This window comes from Rhizobium sp. 768_B6_N1_8 (genome assembly GCF_051811225.1).
GTDB lineage: Bacteria > Pseudomonadota > Alphaproteobacteria > Rhizobiales > Rhizobiaceae > Rhizobium.
On sequence record NZ_JBPWPV010000002.1, the window covers coordinates 1,036,839 to 1,056,306 of the forward strand.

Sequence of the window (19,468 nt, forward strand, 5' to 3'; positions counted from 1 at the left end):
CGATCATGCGCCGGGGTGAGCATTATTTTCATGCGTTTAGCAGTTCGTCCGTAACCGAGGAGCAACGTAATCAACCCCTCCGCGAATGACCTAGTATCGCATGAGTTTATACCAAGAATTACGTCCTCTTTACACCTTACGATGGAACTAATCTGCTCCTTTAGCCTATATTAGCTAGTTTAAGATAAAAGGAACTGTGGTATTTAGTTCCTACTTTAGTGCTGCCAAACCCTCATATCTGAAGGGCTTGAGTGTTCGGTTGTTGTTGAGGCGTAGAGAAACTCGGCTGGGGAGGATGAAGCAGTGAATTCAGCGCTTGTACCAAATTTAGACCTTAGGCAGGAAAATGTAGCTCTTCCACTTAAGGTAGAGAATAGTTCTACTGGTTTGAGCTTACAGTCGAGGCCAAAGCACTCTTTGGTTATCCTCGACAACCGTGAACTTGATCGGCAATGCCTCGCGCAGTGCATGGCCGCCTACAAGACGGATTTACTTATACTGGCATTCGGAAGCGTCGAGGAGTGGAAGCAGAAATGCGACGAATATCCGCCGCTTTCGGCAATCCTCCTGAACATTGGCGGCAAGAAGATCGATGAGCCCTCTGTTTCTGGGCAGATCAGGAGCCTTGCTGCGGAATTCGGGGCGATACCAGTCATCATATTGGCTGACAGCGACGATTTCGGCCAAATCGTGAGGGCGATCGAATACGGGGCCAAGGGCTACATACCCGCTTCAGTCAGCATCAGCGTCTGCATGGAGCTGATCGCGCTGTCGGTAGCGGGCGGCGTTTTTGTGCCTGCAAGCACGCTATTCGCTATGCGTCACCTGCTGGAGTCCAGCAACACCACCGCTCGTCCGCTGGCCGGGATCTTCACGGATCGTCAAGCCGAAGTCGTAGAGGCACTTCGACGCGGAAAGGCGAACAAGATCATCGCCTATGAGCTCAATCTGCGAGAAAGCACCGTCAAGGTACATGTTCGCAATATCATGAAAAAGGTCAAAGCAACGAACAGAACGGAAGTTGTGTTCAAGCTAAATGATCTGTTTCAGGGTGGTATTTCCGGCTTCAGTGCAAATAAGACGCTGTGCTGACGCCGTCTTCCGATCAAAGCTTTTCACATGCCGCAAGCACGTTCTTGCTCTAGCTTATCCCGGTGGCGCAGACCAAAAGGCCACCGGGGTTCTGTTTAAGCCGCGGCACCTCGGACCCCGTTGTCGCTTACCCGAATATCTGACGTCGCCATAGCGCGTTCGAAACTGTCGAAGATCTCCGATTCTGCCGTACATCCCCGTCTTGGCATGAGCAGCGATCAAGCGCTCAACCATCGGCTATTGTTTCCGTGCCCTGCGGATGAACCAGATGAACCACTCATCCTGCAACCCGTCGCCCAATAGAATTCAAGGCACACCAGTATTTGGGCCCGATGGTTTGCTTGCAGACCAACTTGATCCAGGGCAAAGAATTTCGCACTTCGGGGGAAACCTCCAGAGCGAAGCGCTGAATAGCCACGGCTGTAGCAACATCGAAATTATTGAACGCCATGCCGGCCAGTCGAAGCGCCTCTTTCCCGAGATCTTTGGCAAGAAAGCGTCTTAGTTTCTCGTCTTTCTTGAGGCTATCTGCGCCCTGACGAAACAGAATATCGAAAGCCTGTTTTCTCTGCCGGAGATCGGGAAGAATACTTTGTCCATAGTATTGCAGCGACATATTCGAAGCATGTCTGCGATATACTGCTTGGTCTTCGTTGATGTAACCCACTCCGGCATGTGATGCGAGCCGCAGCCACATCTCCATATCACCGGCATGCGGCAGCTCCTTATGGTAGCCGCCGACCTGTTTTTGCAGTGTCGTTCTCACGACGGCCGTCGGGGTCGGAACTAGGTTGCTTGCTCCGCTCAACCGCATGAACTGCGGACCGGACAAGACCTGCATGGCAGGCACATTATTGTCTCCGAGAGGATCGACCCGCTTGGTTATGATGCCGTCTGACTCAGCGATGAGCGCGTTCCCGAACGTGAAACCTACATCCGGATGATTGTGCATAAGCTCCGCGGCGCGGCCCAGCGCGCCCGGCAAAAGATAATCATCTGCGGAAAGAAGCAGGAATAAGTCGCCGCTGGCCCACTCGATCCCCTCATTATAGGTGGCAATGTGGCGCTTGTTTACCGTGTGCCGCCTATAGGCCACCCGTTTGTCCCGGGATGCCAAGGCCATTCCGACCTCCGGCGTGTTGTCTGGCGAGGCGTCATCCAGAATTAGGACGCGCACATCGACATTGGCTTGCGAAAGAACGCTTTCAACACATTCCTGCAGGAAATGAGCGTAGTTGTAGCAGGGAATTACGACATCAACACGTTGCAAACTTATTCCTCCGCAGGCAATCGTTTCGTTCGGGCCATTTCATGACCCCCTGAATTCGGCTTGCTTTCGCTCTTATGTGTTCTTCACTCCCCGTTTCACTCGCGCCAACGTTGAAGCGTGCGCCCGTATCGCCGATTTCGTGCAGGACCATGCAGCTCTCAAGAAGGCGGATCGGGCAAGCAGGCGGGAGCCTGCACGCTTCAAGCCGCTCAGAACGCGCTCCCGACGCGTGAGCGCAAAACGGGTCCGGGATCGAAACGTATCGTAAAATGCGACATTCGGGCTCAAGCTTCCTGATTTCCAGGGCTTCACATTGGTCACGAAATGAACGATCGCGGGCCTATGCTCGAGAGTGATACGAGCAAGCGCCTGCGTAGGCTCGAACTGAAAATTCCAGGCGCGGTCCAGGACTTTCCACTTTCCGTCGCAGGCGACGTTAAGAGCGTCCTGATCTGAATATTCAGTGGTCGGAAAGCGATCGAGATAGTCCAACGACCGTTCCGATATTCGCTCGGTTCGCCATCTTGCAAGGTCGATAAGAAGAATGCCGGCGTTGAAGTAGCGCTCGACTCGAGCGCCGCCTGTAGCACCCCGGCCGCTGCTCACCACATTGTCCAGCCAGTAATCCGGTACGGCCCCGATCACTGCCTCGCCCAGATCGATATTCCACAACTGTTCGAGCGCCGTCAGCACGAGGATGTCACCATCCAGATACAGAGCCCGGTTGCAAGTCTCCGGGAGGAACTGCGGCAGAAGGATCCTTGCGAAGGTCATCTTCGAGACGCCGGGGCGAGTGGAAAATCCGCTCGCGAAGGACAAGGTACCGATGGGATGCCACTGGATGACGGCAGAGTTTGCGGGCAGAGAATCAAAGATCCGTCGCTTGGTTTCTTCGCCTATTCCTTCATGAATGACATGGATATCCAGGGGCCATGCGCTTCTGTTGTTCTCGGCGACCGATCTAAGGGCGGTCGCCAAGGGAACGGCGTAGGCCGCATCGACTGCAAAGACGATAGGCCCTAACCGCTGTTTTGCGCCCACAGGGGCGGCTCCTGTTGGTATGCTATGCACATTCATGTTTCCGGCACCATCCCATCGAAAGAAAACGAGCTTCGCCTTATGATCGACGTTGCTGTTCACGTCCCGATCGACATGGCTTCCTGAACAGGAAGGCCGACGGCCGGGGTGGGCAGATGGGTGTAAGCCGGTTGCGGGGGCCGGACGCCAGGCATGCTCCTGGTTCCGCCAGAAAGCTTCCACTCGAAATAGGCGATCGTCTTCTCAAGCCCCTCACGCAGATTCACCGTCGGCTGCCAGCCCAGGTCCTGCTTTGCGCGGCTGATGTCCGGCTTGCGCTGCGTCGGATCGTCGACCGGCAGAGGCTTGTAAACGATGCTTGATTTCGATCCTGTCATTTCGATGACCATTTCGGCCAGTTCCCGGACCTGGAATTCTCCCGGATTGCCGAGGTTGATCGGGCCTGTGACACCGGCCGGCGCGCCCATCAGGCGGATGAAACCCTCGATCAGATCGTCCACGTAGCAGAACGAACGCGTTTGCGTGCCGTTGCCGAAGATGGTGATCGGTTCGTTTTGAAGCGCCTGAACAATGAAATTGGAGACAACACGGCCGTCATTGGTCTGCATGCGCGGCCCGTAGGTATTGAAGATCCGCGCCACCCGGATTTCCACGCCATACTGACGATGGTAGTCGAAGAACAATGTTTCGGCACACCGCTTGCCTTCGTCATAACATGCCCGCGGCCCTATGGGATTGACGCTGCCTCGATATTCCTCGGGCTGAGGATGGACTGCCGGATCACCATAGACTTCGCTCGTCGAGGCCTGAAAGATCTTCGCCTTGGTGCGTTTGGCAAGGCCAAGCATATTGATGGCCCCGTGTACATTGGTTTTGACCGTCTGAACGGGATCAAACTGATAATGGACCGGAGATGCCGGACAGGCGAGGTTATAGATCTCGTCGACCTCCACATAAAGCGGGAAGGTAATGTCGTGGCGAAGGATCTCGAAGCGTGGGTCGTCGAGAAGATGCAGCACGTTGTCGCGCGAGCCGGTGTAGTAATTATCTACGGCGAGGACATCATTGCCTTCGCGCAAGAGCCTTTCGCACAGGAATGACCCCAGAAAGCCGGTGCCGCCGGTTACCATAATTCGCTTTTGTCCGTGCATTGGTGTGCTCCGTTGTTGATGGTTGCCCCGCAGAAACGAGGATGGTTAGTAGGCTCCCCTGCGCTTGAAGACCGCAGGGATTGTGCTGAGAAGAATTTGGCAGTCGAACCACAGGGACCGGTTGTCGATGTAGAACTCGTCGAGTTGCTGCTGCAGCTCGATATCAGCATTGCTTCGTTCGGATATCTGCCAAAGGCCCGTGAGCCCCGGCGTTACTGAACGGCGTTTGTTTCGAAATTCACCGTCCATGGCCAGGAGGTGATATTCCGGAAACGGACGCGGTCCGACGATGGCCATCTCGCCTGCAATGATGTTCGCCAATTGCGGGAGCTCGTCGAAGCTTGAAGTGCGCAGGAGATGTCCGATAACCGGCAGGACGCGCGGATCGTCCTTGAGCTTGAAGTGGGCCAACCACTCGGCCCGCATGGCGGGGTTCTCTCGGAACAATGCCTCGAGGCGCTGTTCCGCGTCTCTGTACATCGTCCTCAGTTTCAGGACGTGCACCGGCTTGCCGGACAGACCTTCCCTGGCATGTCGGAAGAAGACGGGTCCGGGATCGATGGCGTAGATTGCGGCGGCCGCAACCGCGATGAAGGGCGCAACCACGATTGCGGCAGGGATGGCGATTGCGAGATCGAGGATCCGGCGAACCAGGTCCGTGTTGACCGAACTCCCACCGGTGGTGAGGCGAATACCGATCTCTCCGCCGACATCCGCAGGTCGCAAGCCGCTGATCTTGAGGCTCGGCGTATCGGACAGGAGAATGACTTCGGCGAACTTCCCGCGCATCGCCGCCAGATCGGGTACAAGCGAGCCCGCGTCACCCGCAATTAGGGCAATGGATGGCCCGCCATCGGGCGATGCTTCCGGCGTCTCAGGGGAAAAGGGCTCCGGCCTGATGCCATACTGCCAATGGTCCTTGAAATGCGCCATGAGCGTGGGGAGAAGATTGCGGCCCCCTATGATCACCGCGCGCTCCCCCCAGATTCCAAGTCTCCAGCACAAACCTCGTGCGAACCAATGCATGAATGGCTGAACGACCAGCCCGAGGCCAAGGAAGCCAATGATGGCAAGCAGCAGCCGTTCCCCTTCCGGTAGGATGATTGCTCCGAATGCCGCCAGGACAGCCACCTTGACGGCAGCCATCGTGCGCCGCCGCAGATGTTCGTGGTCGTGCAGCCGATATCCGGGATAGAGGCCGGCCGATGCATAAAGAACGATCGCAGCCAGTGCTGCCAGGGTGAAAGCACGCTCCAAAACCGTGCTCTCCGAACCACTGGGAAGAAAGGACAGGAGAGTAAAATAGGCAACCAGATAGCTTGCAATGTCGCCGGCAACCAGGAATGACGACGTTGCGAGCCGAGGAAGCCGGCGCCGCAGTGCGATCGGCATATTCAGCCCTGACTGCCCCAAGGGATCGGCGGTCCTGGCTGCTATCGGTGGCACGGAACCTGCCGGAATTGCCCGCGACGCCATGTCATTTGTGGCGGAGGTCTTCGACGGACCCGATGTTATCGCTGACGGCGCAAATGAGGACATGATGCTTTTACTCCTCTACGGCCTTTGTCCCGACGTACCCAATCCAGAAACGGCGTCTTCGATCGGAAACTTCCGAAGGCCCAGTCTCTGGAAGGCAGTCAGTGAGATGAAGGTCGGCACGACGAGCGCATAGCGCCGCCACAGCCGTCGCGGCTCGCATAGAAGACGAAACACCCATTCGAAGCCGCTTCTTTGAATGATCCTTGGAGCTTGGCGCTTGAGGCCGGCGTGGAAATCGAAGGCAGCGCCGACACCGATGAGCATCGGTGCCTCCAGACGGTCGCGCATGCGCGCCATCCAGAGCTCCTGCTTGGGAGTGCTCAACCCGACCCATATAATATCGGCGCCCGACCGATTGAGCCGGTCGGCAATATCCGCTTCCTCCTGCATCGACAGTTGGCGGAAGGGCGGCGCATAGGAGCCAACGATCCGTGCTTGCGGAAATTTTGCGAGAAGGCGTGCCTGCAGTTGCTCGAGCGTTTCGGCTGTCGCGCCATAAAGGAAGTGTCGCAAGCCTTTGGGGCTGCCGGCATTGAAAACGGAGAGCATGAGATCGGGTCCGTAGACCCTGTCGCTTTCCACGTGACCAGCGTGTTTCAGCGCCCATACCAACGGCATGCCGTCGGGGGTTACGAGGAACGCCCGATTATGGATGGACCGAAGCTCGGGATCCTTTTGACACCGCACGACACCGTGTGCGTCACGAACGCACACATATTCTCTCCGGCCGTCTTCAATCGCCTCTTCGATAAGCCCGGTCGCGCTTTTGAGATTGACTGCGGAAACTCGAACACCAAGGACATTCGTCCACTTCAGGGAACCCTTTGCATCAAGGACTGAAGTTTGGTTTCTGTCTGCTGGTGAATTTCTCATGACCTACGCTTTTGCCAACTGAAACTGTAGCTAGAATATGCTGGCAAGCCTGTTGCCTCCATACTTGCAGCTGCAGCTATTGGACGTAGAAAGACTTCCCATTTCTGCGTTCTGTATAGAAATGAATTACAATATTCGAAGTAAGGCAGTGTCCCCGGGGTATGCCTGATTGCTCTTTTTGATAAGCGTTACCCCAAAAGAGCGGTTTGACCTTCGCGCTGCCGCAGAAGACAGTCGCTGTAGCGCGGCCAAAGCTGGGGAGGTTTGAGCGCGATAAAGCCGGGGAGAGAGACAATGGTGAATTCAACAGGGGTGAATTCAATAGACGAATTCCGGGTGCCGACCAGAGAGCCTTCAAAGGCGCCCAGCATGACCAACCAGCTGCAGAACGATTTGACCTCTGATGGCTATATCGTCATCAGGGATGTCCTGGCGCCTGAGCAGGTGGAAAGATTACGGCGGGTTGCCAAACAATATCTGAGGTCCGGCGGCAAGTATCTGTACGGCGGCAAATTCCAGCTTCACGCCATGTATGCCGTGGACGAAGTCGCCAGGTTTATGACCGCCGATACGATCCTCAATCGCCTCAAGGAAATAACGCAACCGCTCGATGTCGTTCTTACAGGCGAATGCGATCTCATGATCAACACGACATCGTCGTGGCATAATGACGTCCCTCACCATCCTCGCTGCGTTGATGGAAGTATTTTCTCGGACGAGAGCTTCAGGGTCTACAAGATCGCATTCTACCTGCAGGACCAGAACGAGAACTCGAACGCCACATTGAAGGTGCGACCGAGATCCCATCTCAAGGGTTTGGTCCAGAGCCTGCCAGCGAAGGGCCTTGGGGTACGGGCGGGCGATGCGATTATCTTCGACGTCCGTATCGAACATGCCGGGCAGATGCCCACACTGGTTGACAGGAGCCTACGCAAATTCTTCGAGCGGATCGGGCCACTGCTTCGCCTGGACGTTCAGAAGGCATTCACCGTGACGCGATCAATCATTCGACGGCTCAGCAGAACGCCTGACCGCGTCGCGGTTTTCATGACATTCGGTCCATCAGATGCCGAGACCTACTCCTATGCCGAGGAAGGCCGCCATCGCCATCCCGGCGTTCGGGGAACGCTCAGTGCGGACGTGCTGTCACAGCTCGCTGTCAACAACGTTGTTCCACCGATTATCGGGGCGCCTGCCTAACCACATCCGGCCTTCAGGCACTGATCTCAATGTACACAATCGTGCCTGCCATGACTGCGCACCATCGAAAATGGTGCGCAGGGCTACTCCGGTCGGGCGGTGAGCCGCTGGCGGTGCCGAACAGTCCGGCACTCTCGATCAGCTTGACTGCGATCCTGATACCATCGCCGCCGGCAACATAGGTCGGCGACATCAAAACCGCCTCACAACAATCCGACCGCATCCGCAAGGAACTAACCCGGTAGCGGCGGTATCTACGTCTAAAGCATACACCCACTATCCAGGGAGCGGGTTGCACTTACGCCCTCAGCGGTTGCCTCCCCCAAAGGGTGGCGGCCAGGGTCTAGGGGATTGCCAATAAGAGCAGATGTTGCGGGTGTCCATTCACCGGTAGCTTGGAAGGAATGCATAGCGCAAAGGACATGGCTGGGCAGTAGTTTCTGATGACGTAAGGCAATAGTTCCGGCGCAGGCTGATTGTTCGTAGTTGACGCTTAGAGGTTGGGATTCCTATGGTTTCGCGTTCTGGTCCTAGTTCTGCACATTACATGATGGAAGCGTCACCCGTCCCGGCATTTTTGGCGGCGACCTTTCCAGTTCCATGCGATATCCCGGCCAAGCAGAGGGATGCCCTGGATGTCGCCATCATGGAGCTCCCAATGGACACGATCATGATCATGTTGCTGCACCGCGGTGCAGCGCAGCAAGCCGCTTGAGAGGGTGTCATGGAGCGGCAGGGCATCAGCGTTCTCATCAACAATTACAATTACGGTCGCTTTGTCGGGCATGCGATCGACAGCGTCTTGAGCCAGGAGATTGCCGACGTCGAGATAATCGTCGTCGATGATGGGTCCAGCGACGAGTCACGTTCCGTTCTGGAAGCCTATGACAGCCGGGTGAAAGTGATCTTTCAGGAGAACTCGGGACAGGCGGCCGCGATCAACGCGGCCGTAAAGTTCAGCAGCGGCGGCATCCTCTGTTTTCTGGATGCCGATGACTGGTGGGCACCGGGCAAGCTGTCGGCGACGGAAGCGGCTTTTCGCTCGCATCCCGAAGTATCGCTTGTCTACCACCGACTTCAGCCAACTTCGATCGATGGCTCCCCGACCCTCAAGCCGATCCCCCGAACCCTGTGTTCGGGAGACCTGTCGCCGCAGTTGACCAAATCGGCCGGCTGGTGGCCCTTCCCGATGACATCGGCCATCTCCGTACGGCGCAGCGCGTGGGATGCTGCAGGGCCTATTCCCGAACAGTTCCGCATATCCGCCGATGCATGGCTCACGGGGATCTATCCATTTCTGGGCGACGTTGCCGCCTTGCCGGACTCACTTGGATTCTACCGAATTCATAGCAACAACTGGTACCGGCCAGTTGATGATGTCTCCATGCTGAAAAGGCGAATGGCGCATTGGCAGCGTAGTGTCGAAGCGACGAACCGGTTTCTCTCATTCCACGACTTGCCGGCAAGGCTCCGTCTCTCGGATCACTATCCCTATCAGATGGCGGCAGCAGAGCTGGATGGCGTCAATGCGCGCACCCGGCTCAGGCTTGCTGTCGAAGGGCTGCTTTTCGCTGGAGAACCAAACCTGCTGCGGCGGACGCGCGACGCGTTGCGTAGCGCCTACCACCTTCCTCGCCCCAGTCGGGACGTGGGCTTGTCGGAGGCAGCCAAATGAAGGCACTGCTGCTGGTTTCTGAACTGGAAGACTACACCATTGCCTTCGCGAGCGGCGTTGCCCAACACATGCCGGTCGTCCTTGGCGTCCCGCGCCGGCGCTACGCGCATCTCGCTTCCTGGTTCGATCCGGCCGTCGATCTTCACCTTCTGGACTGGCCACGGCACCGCTCGCTTGCCAATCCCTGGTTCCTGCATCAGCTCACGCGTCTCATCCGGCACGAGCAGCCGAACCTCATTCATCTCTTGAGCAACTCCACGCTGTGGCTGAACTTTGCCGCACCGTTCTGGCGCCCGATTCCGCTCGTGACCACCGTCCATGATGTGGAGGTGCATCCCGGCGATTCCGATACGCGCACGCTGCCCGGCTGGGCTCCGGAATTGATGGTGAGGCAGTCGGGGCATGTCGTCGTGCATGGCGAGGGGCTGAAGCGGATGGTCCTCGATCGATATTCAAAATCCCCGGACTGCGTCCATGTCCTGTCGCATCCCGCTATCCATCGCTATGCGGAACTCGCGCGGCGGCAGAAGATGGCGCGACGTACCACTGACGGAACTTTGCGCGTCCTGCTCTTTGGACGGATTTTCGCTTACAAGGGCCTGGAATATCTGATCCGCGCCGAGGCGATGCTCAAGGATGCGCTCCCCAATCTGCACATTACGGTCGCAGGTCGCGGCGACGACCCCTGGGTCTTCAAGCCACTGATGGGCGAAGCCGGCCGCTACGACATTCGCAACCGCTTTATCGAAGACGAGGAGGTCGCCCAGCTTTTCCTGGACGCTGATATTGTCGTCCTTCCCTACACCGAAGCATCCCAAAGCGGCGTGCTCAACCTTGCTGCGGCGTTCGGCAAACCCGTTATCGTGACTGACGTGGGCGAATTGCGAGCGACCGTTCAGCCCAACGGATTGGGAATGGTGGTCCCGCCGGGCAATGCGGAAGAGCTCGCAAAAGCCATCCGGATATTGGCTGACAATAGCGAGCTTAGAAACAATCTCGGCGCCAGCGCACTCGAATGGGCCACAGGACCGAATTCGCCCGAACAAGTCGGCGCCCGGGCCGCAGCCGTTTATCGCGAGGTGGTCGGATCATGCTGATGAAGGTGCGCACGGATGGTCATCAGCTGTCGATGCGAAACACGGCAAGCGTCCGCCACTATGTTCCGGGTGGCTGCGAGAACGGCGGCGGCATTGGCAGGCTGGTCGGTTATATAACCAGCACGGCGAAAGAAGGCGGGGCAGAACATGCTGTCACCGACACAAGAGGGCCTCGATGGTCGGCGGCGACGTCGTCGCTGCGCCTGCTCGGCGCCATCCTGACAATGGCAAAGGATCGAATCGTCGATCCAACACGCATTCACCATATCCATATTGCGGGCCGCGGCAGCACCTCCCGAAAACTGATCCTGACCGAGGTTGCCCATTTGCTCGGGTGCTTTCACATATTGCACCTGCACGACTACGACTATGCCAGCGACTTTGCCGCACGCTCGCCGCGTCAGCAATCGCTCATACGCCGGATGTTTCAGCGTGCCGATTGCGTCGTGGCGCTGGGCCAGCGGGATCGCACGGTACTCGCAACACTTCTGGGCGTAGATGAGCACCGCCTCGTAATCGCTCACAATTGCGTCCCCGATCCCGGCGTGCACAATATTCGTGCCGGCGAACCGCCGTTGATCGTTTTCCTTGGTCGCCTGAGCGAACGCAAAGGCGTTCCGGAACTTCTGCTCGCCCTCAGCCATCCGGTCATGAAAGAGCTTCGGTGGCGCGCCGTGCTGGCCGGCGATGGGCCTGTAGAGGATTATCGCCGCCAGGCTGCGGACATGGGCCTTTCAGGTCTGGTGGAGATGCCAGGATGGCTTGGCGCCGACGAGGCCCGCGCGCTGTGCGCCCGCGCCGATATCCTGGTCTTGCCCTCGCATGCTGAAGGCCTGGCAATGGCGGTGCTCGAAGGACTTTCCCACGGGCTTGCTGTTGTCACCACCCGCGTTGGAGCGCACGACGAGGTCATCTCCGACGGCGAAAACGGTGTCTTCGTCCCTGTCGGAGACAAGGACGCTCTGGCCGCGGCCCTTGCGAGACTGGTTACTGATCCAGATGTCCGCAGCCACCTGTCGGCCAGGGCGCGTGCCCATTATCTCAACCATTTCAGCATGAAGGCATATATGCGGTCGATGGAAAAACTCTACGAAACCATCTCCGCGCAACCTCAAGCAAGGGTTAGCGCACAATGACAATTTCAACTTTTCCGCCAGATCGCAACGTCCCGCTCCCGGCGGTGCATTATGAACCCCGGTTTCAGACGGAGATGAAATCGGAGGAGTTCGATCTGACATCGGGATTACGTTTGCTCCGTCGCCGGATGGTGATGATTGTGGCGCTGATGGTGGTGCTGATGGCGGCTTCCATCGTGCTGATATCGGGGTTGAAGCCGAGCTATCACGCCGGGTCACGGCTGATGATCCACAAGCCCCTGGCAACCGCGCTGAGCACCGGCGATGCCGGCAACAATGCGCCGCTGAACGTCACGTCCGAGACCGAGCGGCTTCTGTCCAGAAGCGTGGCGGAGCGGGTCATTCGCGACTTGCGGCTCGATGAGCGGCCGGAGTTCAACCCGGCCCTGCGCCAGGCCTCTATCGTCGATGAGATCAGGGCAACGTTGCGCGGCCTGGTGAGCAACGATAAGCCGTCGCAACCGGCGGGAGGCAATCTCGAGCCGATCATCCAGGCCTATTACAAGGCGCTCAGCGTATGGCGCGACGGCCAGAGCGACGTCGTCCAGATCGGCTTTACGGCCGGCGATGCCGAACTGGCCGCCGCCGTCCCGAACCGGCTCATCAGCATCTATCTCGAAGAGCGCAAGGACAGTATCCGCAGCAGCCTCGATACGGCGGAAGCATGGATCGGCCAGCGCATCGGCGAACAGCAGGATCGCGCCAAGGCAGCCCGTGATGCCGCCGACACCTATCAGCAAACGATGGGCGTCGTTCAAAATGACGATGATCAGAGCGAACAGATCAAGGCGATCGTCGAGCTCAGCGACCGGCAGACGAAGATCGGACAAAGCCGCGCCGATATCAAGGATACGATTGCCGCGCTGGAAGCAGCCCACGACCCTTCGCTTGCCGCTCAGAACAAAGCCATTCCCGACAGCATCGGCGTGATGCAAGGCGACCTGCGGACCCAGCAACAGGATCTTGCGCGCCTTCTCGACATCTATGGCAACGATGCTCCCGCCGTGGTCGACCTGCGGGCAAAGATCGACACGTCCCGCGCCGATCTCAGCACTGCGGTCGACCGGTACCTGCAGTCCATGCGCGCCAAGCTGACCGCCCTTGATGACGAGGATCGCACCGTCCGATCGGCACTGACGGCTGCCTATGAGCAACGGTCCCGCTCTTCGCTGGCGCAGACCGAGCTGGTGCGGCTGCAGCGCGTTGCCGACAAGGAACAGACAGCCCTGGACAAGCTCGAGGAGCAGCGCCGCAGCCTGGTCGGACAGGCCATGCTGCCGGGCGCCGAACTGGAGGTTCTCTCACCGGCTGCAGTCCCGCTCGTGCCGCAGGGGCGCAGCCGGCTGTTCTATCTGATCGGCGCCTTCTTCGCTTCGATTTCGATTGCGGTGACGGCCGCCTTCGTGGTCGAGATGATGGACCGGACGGTGCGCAGCTTCGACCAGATCACCACAATGGCGCGCATCGTGCCGGCCGGCTTCGTCCCGCATTTAAGACGCAAAGACCGGAGAGATCCGTCGCGGCTGTTCGGGCAAACGCAGATCGGCATGTTCGACGAAGCGATCCGCACCGTGATGATCTCGCTCAAGCAGGCCAATGGCGGAAAGCTGCCGAACAGCATTGCCGTGACCTCGGCCCATAGCGGCGAAGGCAAATCGCTGGTGGCCGGATCGCTGGCAATCGAACTGGCGGCCAACGGAACGCCGGTGCTGCTTGTCGACAGCGACATCCGGCGCGGACATCTCGACACGCTGTTCAGGTCCGGCCTGAAACAGGGGCTGAATGAGTTCCTGAGCGGGCAGGCAAGTCTTGAGGATGTCGTCTATCACCATCCGAGCGGCATCGACTTCATCCCGACCGGCAACCCCCGTCTGCAGCGGCGCGTGCGTTTGACCGACGTGGCCGAGATCATCGAGATGGCCCGCGCCAGGGGCCAGATCGTCATCTTCGACAGCGCGCCCGTGCTCGCCTCGGCCGATACGATGCATCTGACGGCGCTCACTGAGCGAACGCTGATGGTCGTGCAATGGGCAAAGACCAGCCGGCGGGCCACCGAATTCTGCCTGCAGCAGCTCAGAAGCGCCCGCAATGCCGACATCGTCGTCGCCATCAACAATGTCAAACCCAAACAGCACGCCAAATATAACTTCCGTGACTCCGAATTGTACGCAAGGTCGTTGATGAAATACCACGATTTCAAATCGTAAATCTGAGTATTACCAAGGATTTAATAGGGCTTGAGCGACCCGCTGCCGCCTTGGGCAGCGGGTGAACGCCATCAATCATCACAGCCAGCACCCTAGGGATCAGCAGACTACTGGGACAGGAGAATAGTGATGACGGACTATTATGTTGCCACTGACGGAAGCGACATCGCCAAAGGCAGCTTGTCTGCACCATGGAAGACGATTAGTCGCGCCATGCAGGCGCAGCTCAAGCCCGGCGATCAGGTGGTGGTAAGGTCTGGAACGTACCATGAGCAGATCGTGGTGACGAAGGATGGTGCGGCGGATAATTACGTCACCATCCGCTCCGAATTGCCGGGTGACGCTTTACTCAGACCGCCTTCTTCGGACAGCTACAGCACGCTGAATGTGCGAGCAAACTACGTCAAGATCGAGGGCTTCGACGTCGTTGGCCGCGGGGGACATGCGATCGATATTGAAGGGTCGCACCATGTCACGATCAAGGACAACATCGCCCATGACAGCGGCGGTTCGGGTATTTCCAGCGCCAAATCGGATTGGCTGACAATCGAAGACAACCGGGTCTACGGCAACGCCGCGACGAACGGCTATCAGTGCAGCGGCATCTCGCTCTGGCAGAACATGGATCTCGCCGCAGGCAATGCCGAATTCCGCAACATCATCAGGAACAACATAAGTTACGATAACGTGCAAGGACCCGCTATCAACTGGGAACATACGGATGGAAACGGTATCATCATCGACGGCTTTCAGGACACCAAATACCGCTACGGCACTCTGATCGAGGGCAATGTCTCCTACGGCAATGGTGGCAAGGGCATCCACGTCTTCCTGAGCGACTTCGTCACGGTGCGCAACAATACCGTCTGGCACAACAACCATGACAACGCCAACAAGGGAAGCTGGCGGGGCGAGCTGAGCAACGCCATGGGTAGCTACAATACCTGGGTGAACAACGTCGCGGTGGCGGATCCGCGAACGGACTCCAGAAACCGAGCCATCAACGATGTCAGCACCAACGGCTACGTGAACAAGGATGTGAAGTGGTACAACAATATCACCTTCAACGGCACTCCGCGCGAGGCATCGGTGCTTTCGGACGGCCAAATGCCGGACGCCGCCAACGGAAACCTGCTTGGGCTTGATCCGCTGCTTTCGAATCCGGCTACGGGAGATTTCCACTTGAAGCCGGGTTCGCCGGCCACCAATGCAGGAACGTCCGCTTTCGGGCTCGGATCTGTCGACATTGACGGGCAGGCCCGCGTGAACGGCAAGGTCGACATCGGAGCAGATGAGGCCACCTCCACTGCGGACACGCCGCCGAATGCTAAGGACGTTTCTGGTTCGGCGCCGCGCTGAATACAGTCTCCGAGATTATTTTTCGCCAACGGCGGCTAGATCACACCGAGCTCAGTGGCGATGATCGCGGCAGCTCGAAGCGCAATATCGGCGCTTAGCCGCAAGGCAATGAACCCGTCGATGGCGCGCGTCGCCAGATCTGGAAAGCCTGAAAGGTTTCGGTGATCTGAAAATGCTGGTCGGATAGGAACGCGGCTAGTACCCCTTCCGGATCGTAGATATCGGGCTTGCTGGCGACGATCAGGGTTGGAACCTGCAGTGCGGAAGCAAAACCTGGCCGCGGTTCAGAAACATAGAGTGCACTGCCACACTCCTGACCCAGCGGCACATGGTAAACGAGCGCGCCAAGCGCGTCGGCGCTCCACCAGACCCGATCACCCTCGGTGAGGGCTGAGCGTACGACGGCGGCCGCAGAGCGATAGTCGTCCTTCGCGTGACGGGGCGCGAATCTGATGCTTGCGCCGGAGGCCAATGCCATCGTCAGGAAGCCAAGCACGACGAGCTTACCGACAGGCCGACGCCAAAGTAACACCACACCCGCCGCCTGCAGCGCCAAGACGACCGCGATTGCGGGCGCGAGATGGCGACCTACGACTCGCCAGTGCAGAATATATCCGGCAATCAGGATCAGTGCAGCGGCGGCCGTGAACGCGATGGCACAGGCCGCCAGTGCGCGAAGCGGAACATCGCGAATTGCCTGGATCACGCCGGCCAGCGTTACAGCCGCGACCAGGATGGCGTAGCTCGCCAACGCAACCAAGTAAGAGGAGACGATCGCCCCCTCCCCGGCGCGCAGATCCGTGCGGCCCGGCCCGAGGCCCGCAAAGCCCAGCAACTCGTAAGCTGAGAAAACCAGAGTCCGAACGTCAGTTGTCGCTACTTTGGTGCCGCCTGCCCCTCCAAGCACCGTCCAGAGATAGTAGAGCCCGAGCGGCGCCAGCACGACCACGAGCAGAACCGACGGCCCAATGATGCGGCTGGCGGCAAGCCGGCGAACGCGCCAGGGTACGGCACAAGCCGCGGCAGCAACGGCCGCTGCAGCCCATATCGCGCCGAGCAGGCTGCTTCCGGCAAGAGCAATAAGCCCGAGCGCAAGCAGCCAAACTTGGTAGGGACGAAGGAGCGGACCTTCCGCGCCGCGATCACCAGCTGCAACGACCGCGCGTTCGAGCAGGCCGAAGACGATCAGGCTAGCTCCGATCTGCATGCCATAGGGCCGCGCCTCATCGATATAGTACCACAGGAAGGCACTGGTCCCGGCCACCAGAAGCCGATCAATCCGGCCGTTGGCGAAAATGTAGAGGCCCGGAACGAGCCAAAGCAGGTTCATCACCCTCAGCGCGACCTCGCCGTCGCCTGCAACCTTCTCCCAGGCCCAGATCGCCACTAGGAAAAACGGCATCTGCGCATCGGAGCCAGTCTCCGCGACCATGCGAGCCAGAAGCGCCCCGAAGTGCGGCTCCGCTGCACGCCACGCCGTATTGGCCTCGTCTATCCAGTAACTCTGTCCGCTGATCGCCGTGCAGAGCGCCACCAAAGTGGCGACCATCGCGAACCATAGAGTGACGTGCCGCGACAATGGCCGCGACTTCTGCGAAAACGATCCTGATTTGTTGACCGGGTTCGATGGCCCCGCGATCTCCGCGCCCAGCGTCAGATTGAGGTCAGATATGCCCATCCACGTACAATTCCCAAAACCGTGTCCAGCGCGCCACCGGTAATACATCTATCCGGCTTAGATCATCGCTAAGACTAACGCGTTCTTCGTTCAAGCAACAATCAGCACAAAGTGGTACGCGTACGCCTTATGGCTCGCTTTCGACCAGCCGACATAAAGAATAAAGTTCATTTCTACAGAGGCTTGCGTGTCATCACAGACGGAGATTCCGAGAGAAGTTCGATGAGCCTCGGAGCTTGCCAGTTCGGCAAGCTGGATGGAGCCGAGAATGGTCAAGAGTAAGACTAGTGTAAAGAGTAATCGGATCGAACGGTTTCCTCAAAAGACCTATGGGCGGCGGAGTCGCTGCCTTGGCAGAGACTTATATCAGGCCCGATCCCTATTCGGCATGTGCCGGCAGTTGCTCAATCGGCCGAGCGCCGATCGTCATGCGGTAGCTGGCATTCATGGTCCAACCCATTTCATCACATCGGGGGCTTAACATGTTGCCGCACAGCACGGAGTTCCCCCGCACATGGCCAATTGCCACAACTGATCTTTCGCCCCGCGGCATGTCCGATGTGGACGGCCTTGTGCTGAGCATTGTGGTGCCGGTGTTCAATGAGGAGGAGACGATCGTGCTCTTTCTCCAGGCTCTGGATGCACAAACCAACGCGATCCGCAACGCTCTCGGACCAGGCGGACAGGTGGAGATTCTGTTCGTCGACGACGGCAGCCGAGATCGCACTGTGGAGATCATCGAAAGTCTCGTGGCACAGCGACCGGATATCGGCCTGATCTGCCTGTCGCGAAATTTCGGCAAGGACGCAGCGCTGGCAGCCGGCCTCGCCCATGCCCGCGGCGACGCAATCATCCCGATGGACGTCGATCTGCAGGACCCGCCGGACATCGTTCCGGATATGGTGAGCGCCTGGATGCGCGGCGCAAAGGTGGTCAACGCACGCCGCAAGCGGCGTGGCAGCGACACCTGGCTCAAACGCTGGAGCGCCACGGCTTTCTACGGCCTCTATAATCGGATGGCCGATTATCCTATCCAGGACAATGTCGGCGATTTTCGGCTGCTGGATCGCAGCGTCGTCGATGTTCTGAACGGCATGCCTGAGCGCATCCGCTTTATGAAAGGTCTGTTTTCCTGGGTTGGCTTCACTCAGGCGACGGTCGAATACGACCGGCCGAAACGCACGGCAGGCACCTCCAAGTGGGTATATTGGCGCCTGTGGAACTTCGCTTTGGACGGGATCACCGGATCGACGACGATGCCGCTGCGGATCTGGACCTATGTCGGTCTCGTTGTCGTCTTTCTGGCGCAACTCTACGCGGCTATCATCATTGGGCGAACGCTTATATTTGGCGTCGATGCGCCCGGTTATGCATCCATAATGGTGGTCATTCTGGTGTTCGGCGCGTTCAACATGATCTCCGTCGGGCTTCTTGGCGAATATGTCGGCCGCATCGCAGTCGAGGTCCGGCAACGGCCGCTGTACCTGGTGGAGCATCTGACGGGCCGAGCCGCTGCGGGACCGGCTACCGGCACCGTTGCCGATCAGGCGGGGCGTGACGGACCCGCCGGCGCCAGTTCTCTGCGGCGGGTCGGCATCGCCGCAAGTTCAGCGGTGACGAGCGCGAGAGCGCCGGAAGGCCAGTTGGGCAGCCAGTATCCGGCAGAATGACATGGCGGATAAGGCTTGCTACCCGGTAGTCTACAGCCCCGGTGTCATCATGCCTTGGCGTTCGATGGAGTGCGTCGGCGTCATCATCGCGCTGCTCCTTCTGAGCGGTTGCGTTTTTCCGCTGGTCGATCGCGATGGCTACCTGGATGCCAGCGAGATGGCGACTCTTCGCCTGCTTGGCATGCCTATCTATCTGATTTCTCTCGGGCTCTTGGCTCGAAATCAGGCCGAGCTGCTGATCGCCATTCGCCGCAGCCTGCCGTTCGTTGTGCTCCTCCTTTTGCCACTTGTCTCCGTGCTGTGGTCGCCCAGCCCCGCTCTCACCCTGCAGCGGGGCATTGCGCTCGTTCTCTCGGTATCGCTTGCATATCTCCTCGCCATCCTGTTCACACCGCGGCAATTGCTGTTGCTGACGGTTGTAGTGCTTGGCTCCGGCATGGCGTTCAGTCTTTTGATGGCCGCGGCGTGGCCCAGTCGCGCATT

General features: G+C 58.6%; 15 protein-coding genes. 8 read left to right on the top strand and 7 right to left on the bottom strand.

What is annotated here, in order from left to right; translation table 11 throughout:
- The first annotated feature begins 303 nt into the window (after window positions 1-303).
- Complete coding sequence (locus AB8B33_RS29140) at window positions 304-1,092, top strand: response regulator transcription factor (protein WP_113321733.1); 789 nt, start codon at window positions 304-306, stop codon at window positions 1,090-1,092.
- Window positions 1,093-1,369: 277 nt separating this feature from the next.
- On the opposite strand, the gene AB8B33_RS29145 is transcribed toward AB8B33_RS29140, so the two are convergent.
- The 5 genes from AB8B33_RS29145 to AB8B33_RS29165 all read right to left on the bottom strand — a co-directional run bounded on the left by AB8B33_RS29145 (window position 1,370) and on the right by AB8B33_RS29165 (window position 6,963).
- Window positions 1,370-2,362 carry a glycosyltransferase gene (locus AB8B33_RS29145; RefSeq protein ID WP_439018029.1) on the bottom strand — a complete coding sequence of 331 codons (993 nt, stop codon included), beginning with the start codon at window positions 2,360-2,362 and terminating at the stop codon, window positions 1,370-1,372.
- Between the two features lie 72 nt (window positions 2,363-2,434).
- Window positions 2,435-3,439: a glycosyltransferase family 8 protein gene (locus AB8B33_RS29150; RefSeq protein WP_439018881.1), complete on the bottom strand. Its 1,005-nt coding sequence runs from the start codon at window positions 3,437-3,439 to the stop codon at window positions 2,435-2,437.
- 59 nt (window positions 3,440-3,498) lie between these two features.
- On the bottom strand, window positions 3,499-4,551 hold the full coding sequence (locus AB8B33_RS29155; RefSeq protein WP_439018030.1) for a UDP-glucuronic acid decarboxylase family protein: 1,053 nt from the start codon (window positions 4,549-4,551) through the stop codon (window positions 3,499-3,501).
- 45 nt (window positions 4,552-4,596) lie between these two features.
- A complete protein-coding gene (locus tag AB8B33_RS29160) occupies window positions 4,597-6,090 on the bottom strand; it encodes a sugar transferase (RefSeq protein WP_439018031.1) in 1,494 nt (497 codons plus the stop codon).
- Between the two features lie 15 nt (window positions 6,091-6,105).
- The gene (locus AB8B33_RS29165) at window positions 6,106-6,963 is read right to left on the bottom strand and encodes a WecB/TagA/CpsF family glycosyltransferase (protein ID WP_439018032.1); all 858 of its coding nucleotides are present in this window, start codon (window positions 6,961-6,963) and stop codon (window positions 6,106-6,108) included.
- Between the two features lie 369 nt (window positions 6,964-7,332).
- Between AB8B33_RS29165 and AB8B33_RS29170 the strand changes: the two genes are divergently transcribed.
- Entirely contained in the window at window positions 7,333-8,163 is an 831-nt protein-coding gene (locus AB8B33_RS29170) for a phytanoyl-CoA dioxygenase family protein (RefSeq protein WP_439018033.1), read from the top strand.
- Between the two features lie 13 nt (window positions 8,164-8,176).
- On the opposite strand, the gene AB8B33_RS29175 is transcribed toward AB8B33_RS29170, so the two are convergent.
- Window positions 8,177-8,356 (bottom strand): hypothetical protein, encoded by a 180-nt coding sequence (locus AB8B33_RS29175; RefSeq protein ID WP_439018034.1) that lies wholly within the window; start codon window positions 8,354-8,356, stop codon window positions 8,177-8,179.
- Window positions 8,357-8,887: 531 nt separating this feature from the next.
- Between AB8B33_RS29175 and AB8B33_RS29180 the strand changes: the two genes are divergently transcribed.
- From AB8B33_RS29180 to AB8B33_RS29200, 5 genes are all read left to right on the top strand, one after another.
- Complete coding sequence (locus AB8B33_RS29180; protein WP_113321740.1) at window positions 8,888-9,838, top strand: glycosyltransferase family 2 protein; 951 nt, start codon at window positions 8,888-8,890, stop codon at window positions 9,836-9,838.
- Entirely contained in the window at window positions 9,835-10,935 is a 1,101-nt protein-coding gene (locus AB8B33_RS29185) for a glycosyltransferase family 4 protein (RefSeq protein ID WP_439018035.1), read from the top strand. The genes AB8B33_RS29180 and AB8B33_RS29185 overlap by 4 nt, the downstream gene beginning before the upstream one ends.
- Window positions 10,935-12,071 carry a glycosyltransferase family 4 protein gene (locus tag AB8B33_RS29190; RefSeq protein WP_439018882.1) on the top strand — a complete coding sequence of 379 codons (1,137 nt, stop codon included), beginning with the start codon at window positions 10,935-10,937 and terminating at the stop codon, window positions 12,069-12,071. The genes AB8B33_RS29185 and AB8B33_RS29190 overlap by 1 nt, the downstream gene beginning before the upstream one ends.
- On the top strand, window positions 12,068-14,278 hold the full coding sequence (locus AB8B33_RS29195; protein ID WP_439018036.1) for a GumC family protein: 2,211 nt from the start codon (window positions 12,068-12,070) through the stop codon (window positions 14,276-14,278). Before AB8B33_RS29190 ends, AB8B33_RS29195 begins: the two co-directional genes overlap by 4 nt.
- A 129-nt stretch (window positions 14,279-14,407) precedes the next feature.
- Window positions 14,408-15,637: a right-handed parallel beta-helix repeat-containing protein gene (locus AB8B33_RS29200; protein ID WP_439018037.1), complete on the top strand. Its 1,230-nt coding sequence runs from the start codon at window positions 14,408-14,410 to the stop codon at window positions 15,635-15,637.
- Window positions 15,638-15,731: 94 nt separating this feature from the next.
- Here the strand turns inward: AB8B33_RS29200 and AB8B33_RS29205 are convergent, their stop codons facing one another.
- The gene (locus tag AB8B33_RS29205) at window positions 15,732-17,315 is read right to left on the bottom strand and encodes a hypothetical protein (RefSeq protein ID WP_113325256.1); all 1,584 of its coding nucleotides are present in this window, start codon (window positions 17,313-17,315) and stop codon (window positions 15,732-15,734) included.
- Window positions 17,316-17,797: 482 nt separating this feature from the next.
- Between AB8B33_RS29205 and AB8B33_RS29210 the strand changes: the two genes are divergently transcribed.
- Entirely contained in the window at window positions 17,798-18,985 is a 1,188-nt protein-coding gene (locus AB8B33_RS29210) for a glycosyltransferase family 2 protein (RefSeq protein WP_113325257.1), read from the top strand.
- The last annotated feature ends 483 nt before the right edge of the window (window positions 18,986-19,468 follow it).

Excerpts from the sequence above, each read along its gene's own strand:
- AB8B33_RS29185 (WP_439018035.1), top strand. The coding sequence starts at position 9,835 with ATGAAGGCACTGCTGCTGGTTTCTGAACTGGAAGACTACACCATTGCC.
- AB8B33_RS29210 (WP_113325257.1), top strand. The coding sequence starts at position 17,798 with ATGTTGCCGCACAGCACGGAGTTCCCCCGCACATGGCCAATTGCCACA.
- AB8B33_RS29175 (WP_439018034.1), bottom strand. The coding sequence starts at position 8,356 with ATGTCGCCGACCTATGTTGCCGGCGGCGATGGTATCAGGATCGCAGTC.
- AB8B33_RS29170 (WP_439018033.1), top strand. The coding sequence starts at position 7,333 with ATGACCAACCAGCTGCAGAACGATTTGACCTCTGATGGCTATATCGTC.
- AB8B33_RS29180 (WP_113321740.1), top strand. The coding sequence starts at position 8,888 with ATGGAGCGGCAGGGCATCAGCGTTCTCATCAACAATTACAATTACGGT.
- AB8B33_RS29190 (WP_439018882.1), top strand. The coding sequence starts at position 10,935 with ATGAAGGTGCGCACGGATGGTCATCAGCTGTCGATGCGAAACACGGCA.
- AB8B33_RS29150 (WP_439018881.1), bottom strand. The coding sequence starts at position 3,439 with ATGAATGTGCATAGCATACCAACAGGAGCCGCCCCTGTGGGCGCAAAA.
- AB8B33_RS29160 (WP_439018031.1), bottom strand. The coding sequence starts at position 6,090 with ATGTCCTCATTTGCGCCGTCAGCGATAACATCGGGTCCGTCGAAGACC.
- AB8B33_RS29165 (WP_439018032.1), bottom strand. The coding sequence starts at position 6,963 with ATGAGAAATTCACCAGCAGACAGAAACCAAACTTCAGTCCTTGATGCA.
- AB8B33_RS29195 (WP_439018036.1), top strand. The coding sequence starts at position 12,068 with ATGACAATTTCAACTTTTCCGCCAGATCGCAACGTCCCGCTCCCGGCG.
- AB8B33_RS29205 (WP_113325256.1), bottom strand. The coding sequence starts at position 17,315 with ATGGGCATATCTGACCTCAATCTGACGCTGGGCGCGGAGATCGCGGGG.
- AB8B33_RS29155 (WP_439018030.1), bottom strand. The coding sequence starts at position 4,551 with ATGCACGGACAAAAGCGAATTATGGTAACCGGCGGCACCGGCTTTCTG.
- AB8B33_RS29200 (WP_439018037.1), top strand. The coding sequence starts at position 14,408 with ATGACGGACTATTATGTTGCCACTGACGGAAGCGACATCGCCAAAGGC.